Origin of the sequence: Vibrio sp. V01_P9A10T6 (assembly GCF_963877065.1) — a bacterium.
Taxonomy (GTDB): Bacteria; Pseudomonadota; Gammaproteobacteria; order Enterobacterales; family Vibrionaceae; genus Vibrio; species Vibrio anguillarum.
Genome location: NZ_CAWNTB010000157.1, coordinates 19,898 through 27,155 on the forward strand (window position 1 = coordinate 19,898; position 7,258 = coordinate 27,155).

At 45.9% G+C, this 7,258-nt stretch carries 5 protein-coding genes; 3 read left to right on the forward strand and 2 right to left on the reverse strand.

The window, feature by feature from the left end; genetic code table 11:
- Positions 1–213 precede the first annotated feature (213 nt).
- On the reverse strand, positions 214–2,280 hold the full coding sequence (metG, locus tag AACQ21_RS10860) for a methionine--tRNA ligase (protein WP_105977560.1): 2,067 nt from the start codon (positions 2,278–2,280) through the stop codon (positions 214–216).
- A 155-nt stretch (positions 2,281–2,435) separates the two neighbouring features.
- On the opposite strand from metG, the gene apbC reads away from it, so the two are divergent.
- The 3 genes from apbC to AACQ21_RS10875 all read left to right on the forward strand — a co-directional run bounded on the left by apbC (position 2,436) and on the right by AACQ21_RS10875 (position 6,554).
- Positions 2,436–3,512: an iron-sulfur cluster carrier protein ApbC gene (gene apbC, locus AACQ21_RS10865; protein WP_013857252.1), complete on the forward strand. Its 1,077-nt coding sequence runs from the start codon at positions 2,436–2,438 to the stop codon at positions 3,510–3,512.
- A 192-nt stretch (positions 3,513–3,704) separates the two neighbouring features.
- Positions 3,705–4,346, forward strand: coding sequence for a uridine kinase (gene udk, locus AACQ21_RS10870; protein ID WP_010320672.1), 642 nt, complete (start codon positions 3,705–3,707; stop codon positions 4,344–4,346).
- 81 nt (positions 4,347–4,427) lie between these two features.
- Entirely contained in the window at positions 4,428–6,554 is a 2,127-nt protein-coding gene (locus tag AACQ21_RS10875) for an AsmA family protein (protein WP_105977561.1), read from the forward strand.
- A 61-nt stretch (positions 6,555–6,615) separates the two neighbouring features.
- On the opposite strand, the gene cobO is transcribed toward AACQ21_RS10875, so the two are convergent.
- Entirely contained in the window at positions 6,616–7,221 is a 606-nt protein-coding gene (gene cobO, locus AACQ21_RS10880) for a cob(I)yrinic acid a,c-diamide adenosyltransferase (protein ID WP_026028813.1), read from the reverse strand.
- Positions 7,222–7,258: the final 37 nt, after the last annotated feature.

The window sequence follows — 7,258 nt, forward strand, 5'->3', positions numbered from 1 at the left end:
TTGTTAATGTTATACCAATCTAGAGTTAGCAGGGTTAATGCCAGTTTTTTATTTGTTTAAATTCAATTGGTTATGTATTTTCGCGTTGAAGTGATGCATCTTATTGGTGCATTTTGAACTAAAAGTGTGAGCTGGATCGGTTTTGATCGGTATGGCAATAAAAAATCCCCAACACAGGGCGTGTTGGGGATTGGCATCGTGAGGATTAAGGTTTTACAAGATGCGCATGCCGGCTTGAGCACCTTCATGTGGCTCAAGGATCCATAGCTCGCTACCACCAGGGCCTGCGGCTAAAATCATGCCTTCTGACATGCCAAATTTCATTTTACGAGGTTTGAGGTTCGCTACCATGACGGTGTACTTGCCCACTAACTCTTCTGGTGAATAAGCGGCTTTAATGCCAGAGAACACTTGGCGAGTTTCACCACCAATATCCAATTGGAATTTGAGCAATTTGTCCGCTTTTGGCACCGCTTCGCAAGCGATGATCTTAGCAACGCGTAAGTCCACTTTGGCAAAATCATCAAATTCGATTTCAGCAGCAATAGGGTCTTTACTCAGCTCGGTTTCAACTTTGGTTGGTTGCGCGCTCTCAATCGCGGCTTTTTCTGCTGCCGCTTCTTCTTTAGACGCTTCAATCATCGCTTCAACGTGTTTCGGATCAATGCGATTGAACAGCGCTTTGAATGGCGTGAGCGTATGGCCTATTAACGGCGTTTGTGCACCTTCCCAAGTGAGTTCTTGGTTTAAGAACGCTTCGGTACGCGCCGCTAGCGCTGGCATCACAGGTTTTAAGTAAGTCATCAAAACGCGGAATAGGTTGATACCCACTGAGCAAATGTCTTGTAGCTCTTGCTCTTGACCTTCTTGTTTAGCCACAACCCAAGGCGCTTTTTCATCCACGTATTGATTCGCTTTGTCCGCCAATGCGGTAATTTCACGAATGGCACGGTTAAATTCACGGCTTTCGTAAAGCTCAGCAATGCGATCCGCTGCAGCGGCAAATTCTGCGTACAGCTCTGGTTCGGCAAAGGTTGCAGACAACTGATTTTCAAAACGTTTGGTGATGAAGCCTGCGTTACGCGATGCAAGGTTGACGATTTTATTGACTACATCGGCATTCACACGTTGGGTGAAATCCTCAAGGTTCAAATCAAGATCGTCGATACGGCTATTGAGTTTTGCAGCGTAGTAGTAGCGTAAGCATTCTGGGTCTAGGTGGTTCAGGTAAGTACTTGCTTTGACAAACGTCCCTTTAGACTTCGACATCTTCGCGCCATTAACCGTGACATAACCGTGAACGAAGACGTTGTTAGGTTTACGGAAACCACTGCCATCGAGCATGGCTGGCCAGAATAGGCTGTGGAAGTAAACAATGTCTTTACCGATGAAATGGTACAGTTCGGTTTTACTGTCTTTATTCCAGTATTCGTCAAAGTCTAAGTCATCGCGTTTGTTACATAGGTTCTTGAATGAACCCATGTAGCCAATAGGCGCATCTAACCACACGTAGAAGAATTTGTTCTTTTCGCCGGGGATTTCAAAGCCAAAGTATGGCGCATCACGTGAAATATCCCACTGTTGCAGGCCGCCTTCGAACCACTCTTGCATTTTATTGGCGGTTTCTGTTTGTAGTGAGCCAGAGCGAGTCCACTCTTTGAGCATGCTTTCAAATTGAGGAAGGTCAAAGAAGAAATGCTCGGAATCCTTCATTACTGGTGTCGCGCCAGAAACGGCCGATTTCGGGTTGATAAGCTCTGTTGGGCTATAGGTTTCGCCACAGGCATCGCAGTTATCACCGTATTGATCTTCTGACTTACATTTTGGGCAAGTGCCTTTCACGAAGCGATCAGGCAAGAACATCTCTTTTTCTGGGTCAAACAGCTGAGAAATGGTGCGGCTTGAAATGAAGCCATTTTTTTTCAGCTCAAGATAAATGTGAGAAGCCAGTTCGCGGTTCTCTTCGCTGTGAGTGCTGTGATAATTGTCAAAGCTGATATCAAAACCTGCAAAATCTTTTTGGTGCTCTTCACTTACTGCGGCGATCATCTCTTCAGGTGTAATACCCATCTGTTGTGCTTTAAGCATAATTGGCGTGCCGTGAGCATCGTCTGCACAGATGAAGTTTACAGTGTTGCCGCGTAGGCGTTGGTAACGAACCCAAATGTCAGCTTGGATATGCTCAAGCATATGACCAAGGTGGATCGAACCGTTAGCGTACGGAAGGGCACAAGTTACCAGCAGTTTCCTTGAAGAAACGTTTCTTGGGTCAGTCGCCATACTTAATATTCGCTTTTTTGATAGGTATGAAAAATAGAGACCAATACTACCTTATGCAGCGAGCGACTCCAAGGCGTGAGCCTAAGGAATCCCGCAACTTTTTTGGGGTTCAGTCTGACAATAGAGAGTGATAGCATGAGCAAAAAGGAGAAGCTATGCAGCCGTTCACATCTAAACAAGATTTTTGCGATTGGTTAAACCAATTTGAACACCCTCATCTTATTGCGGGGTGGGCAAACCAACCGCATTGGATTTCGGTTACAACAGCGGGACGTTTGACGGTTCATATTCCATTTGCCGCTAAAAATCTGCTGAATGAGCTTTCCGAATGGGTCGTCTCCAAGCAGCAAACCGATGCGCTTGCTCCATTCAGCGTTGAGATAATCATTGCGCCGAAAGCGCTAGCGACGACGGTCGCTCATAGTGTTAATGGTGTTAAAAATATTATTGCGGTGACTTCAGCCAAAGGGGGCGTCGGCAAATCAACCACCGCCGTCAATCTTGCTCTAGCCATTGCTCAATCTGGGGCGAAAGTTGGCTTGTTGGATGCGGATATTTATGGCCCTTCAGTGCCGATGATGCTTGGCAAGCAAGAAGCAAAGCCAGATGTGCGTGATAATAAGTGGATGCAGCCCGTTGAGGCATTTGGCATTTTCAGTCATTCGATTGGCTATCTGGTTGATAAATCTGAAGCGGCGATTTGGCGCGGGCCGATGGCATCGAAAGCACTGGCGCAACTGCTCAATGAAACCGAGTGGCCAGATGTGGATTATCTGGTCATCGACATGCCACCGGGGACAGGTGATATTCAACTCACCTTGTCACAACAAATTCCGGTAACGGGCGCGGTGATCGTCACCACTCCGCAAGATCTGGCGCTAGCGGATGCGCGCAAAGGGGCGGCCATGTTCGAAAAAGTCGACGTTCCGGTTATCGGGCTTATTGAAAATATGAGCTATCACATCTGCAGTCATTGTGGAGAGAAAGAGCATATCTTTGGTGTCGGTGGCGCGCAGAAACTGGCCAGTGAATATGGGTTGGCGCTGCTTGCACAAATTCCTCTGCACATTGCCCTGCGTGAAGACATCGACCAAGGTCGTCCTACCGTGGTTGCTCAACCAGAAAGTGAGCATACACAGCGTTATCTTCAACTGGCGGAACGAGTCTGTTCAAGCCTATATTGGCAAGGAAAGCCTAAGCCAGATGCAATCAGTTTTACATTGGTAGACTAGTGCTGGTCCACAGTGCTGTGAAAGTAGCACTGTGGTGATCTCTTCTGAAATACGACGAAAACGTTTGCTTGGTAGTTTGTTATTCAAACCTCTTCCAAAGTCTAAATCGAGACTGGTATCAGGTGGTTGAAGTCCCTATAATCGGGCAGTTTATCTATTTTCATCACCAAACCATCACCGGGTGCAAAAATAATGTCTGAGAATAATCAATGCGTCATCGTAGGTATTGCTGGCGCTTCAGCTTCTGGAAAAAGCCTGATTGCAAGCACGATTTATAACGAACTTCGTGCCAAAGTAGGCGACCACCAAATTGGTGTGATTACGGAAGATTGCTATTACAACGACCAAAGCCATCTCAGTATGGAAGAGCGCGTTAAGACAAACTACGACCACCCGAATGCACTTGACCATGATCTACTTTGCCAACATTTAGAACAATTAACCCGTGGCGAAGCGGTTGAAGTGCCAGAGTACAGCTACACTGAGCATACTCGCACCGCGAATACAACGCTATTAACACCCAAGAAAGTGATTATTTTAGAAGGTATTTTACTGCTGACAGACCCACGTTTACGTGACTTAATGCATGCGACCGTATTTATGGACACTCCGCTTGATATCTGTTTATTACGCCGAGTGAAGCGTGATGTAGAAGAGCGTGGCCGCACCATGGATTCGGTATTGAAGCAATACCAAAAAACGGTTCGCCCTATGTTTATGCAGTTTATCGAACCGTCAAAACAGTACGCGGACATTATCGTTCCTCGTGGCGGTAAAAACCGTATCGCCATTGATGTATTAAAAGCCCACATCGCGAAATTGTTGAAATCTTAACTTTTGTGGTCTTTATTTTTAAGCAGACAAGTGGCACTTTAGGTGCCACTTTCTTTTTCTAATTAAGCAAGGAAAAAGCTGATGAAAAAACTGTTTCTTTTCATTGCCATTATCATCGGCGCGTTAATCGCTGCCGCGCTCGCACTTGTCCTGTTGGTCAATCCTAACCAATTTAAGCCCTTGATTGTAGAACAAGCCAAACAGAAAACGGGGCTGGACTTAGTCATTGAAGGAGATATCAGTTGGAGTTTCTTCCCTTCGCTTGGCTTTGAGCTGGGCCAAACTGAACTCAGAAACCCACAAGGTTTCAGCGCTCCAAACCTGTTTAAAGTCGAGCAAGTTGGTATTGAAATTTCGGTGATGCCATTGCTGGATAAGCAACTGGAAATTGGCAACATCCGCCTAAATGGGGCTGAGTTCCATCTTGAAACCCTTAAAGATGGCCGTTCAAACTTAGATAGCTTAACTCAAGCCGCGCCTCAACCAGCCGCCTCTTCCGCCGTAAACGAAACAAAACCAGCACAAGAAGAGACAAGCAGCGTCAATGCGAGCAATTCTGTTCAAGAGTGGACGATTAACTTAGCGGGCGTTAGCGTCGAAAACGCATTACTGGAAATACAAGACCGCAAAGCCGGTACACATACCAAGCTGTATGACGTGGCGGTCAATCTTTCAGAGTTTGCGGTGGACAAATGGACGTCAGCAACTTTTGCCGCCAAAGGTAAAAATAACCAACAAAGCTTTGCCGCAGAAGGGCGAGCTGAATTCAAATTAGCCGCTGGTTTCAAGGATTATACGGTGAAGAACGTTGTGTTTGATGCGAGCTTTAGTGACCCATCAAACCAGATTGATTCTGCGAAGATTGAATTAGCCACGTTCGAGTTTGATAAGAAGAATGCGCTGTCATTCAGCGTGAAAGGAAAGGCGGCTGATCTAAAACTCGATGCGAAGGGGAGTGCGCAACTGACTCTCGATAAAGCCATGAGCTTGGTGAAGATTGATACGCTGGTGCTGGATACTAATCTAGAAGGAACCAGTTTGCCACAAAGCCCAATGCAGATCGGTTTAACTTCGAACATTCGTTTTGATCTCTCTAAAAACCAACTGGATGTCTTACTCAGTAAATTAACCGCAAATGCATTAGAATTTGATGGTGATGTCAAAGTGACGTTGGCTGAGATCCCCAAAATCCGCTTCAATATGCATAGCCCAAATATCGATTTGGATGAATTTTTAGGTCTTGCGAATCCAGCAACGGCAAGCAGTGCCGTGAGTGAAAGTAAGGCATCGTCAGGCTCAACGCCAGCAGCGCCTGCTACGGTGAACGCTGAAGTGGAACCGGATCTCAGTGCATTAAAAACGTTGGATGTGCAAGGCAAGGTCACCATAGACAAGTTCAAAGCTAATAATGCTCGATTACAGAATGTGCAAACCAGCTTTAGCGTCGATCGTGGCATCGTGAATTTAACCTCATTTAGTGCCAACCTTTACCAAGGTACTATTCAGGCGACCGCTCAACTGGATGCAACCAAAGTACCTGCCACTTATAGCGCTAAAAAAAGCGTTAAGGGAGTACAGGTACTGCCGCTATTAAAAGATGTACTCAATAATGAGATGTTACAAGGCACGGGTAACATTGATGTGGATGTAAAAGGCCGCAGTTTGACGCCAACGGGCATTCAACAAAACCTTGTCGGAACCGTGAACATCAACTTTGCCGATGGTGCAGTCAACGGTATTAACGTTGCTCACCTTATCCGTAGCAATTACGCCAAAATTAAAGGTAAGAAAGTTGATGATGACCCAGTGAAGAAAACCGATTTTAGCGCCATGACCGCTACGCTGAAATTGAACAAAGGGGAAGTCACCACCAATAACCTCGCCATGCAATCACCACTGTTGCGTATTCGTGGTGAGGGTAAAGCGAATTATCTGCAACAAACGGTTGATTTTTTGGTGAGCACTTCTGTGGTGGGAACGCTAGAGGGGCAAGGTGGCAAAGACATTGATGAGTTGCGAGACGTCACGATTCCTATCAACATCTCAGGGCAATGGAGCGATCCTAAATTCAAATTGGTTTTTGATGATGTGTTAAGACAAAAAGCGGAAAAAGAGATTGACCGTGGCTTGGAAAAGCTCGGCGTTGAGATAAAAGACGAGAAAACCAAGAAAGCGGTTGATGGCTTATTAAAAAGTCTTTTTAAGTAATTTACTGGGTTGATTTCATTATGATTGATCAAGCCTCCTCGATTTAGAGGAGGCTTTTTTATCACCAGTCGATGCCTTTTCGTGCTTTGATGCCCGACTCAAAGGCGTGTTTCACATTTTTGACTTCCGACACCGTATCGGCGATTTCAATCAAGCTGCGGTGTGCTCCTCGGCCCGTGATCACCACCGACTGCATTGTTGGCCGTGTTGTTAAGGCTTCAATCACTTCGTCTAATTCGATATAGCCATAGCTCACCATGTAGGTCAGCTCATCAAACAACACCACATCAATCGACTCATCTTTAAGCATGCGTTTGCATTCTTGCCAAACCCCTTGCGCCGCTGCGGTATCGGCTTCTTTGTTTTGTGTTTCCCAAGTAAAGCCCGTCGCCATGACTTGAAATTCGACGCCCAGTTTTTCAAGCAGATTACGTTCACCGTTTTCCCAGGTTCCTTTAATGAACTGAGCTACCGAACATTTCAAACCGTGGCCGACAGCGCGCGCAATGGTGCCAAAACCTGAGGTGGATTTCCCTTTACCATTGCCGGTAATGATCAATAACAACCCTTTCTCTTGCTGAGCCGCGGCAATTCGTGCATCGACTTGCTCTTTTACTTTCTGTTGTCTCGCTTTATGGCGTTCATTTTTAATTTCTTCAGTCGACATGCTCAATCCTGTTCATTAATAGCGTTGCCGCTATCAT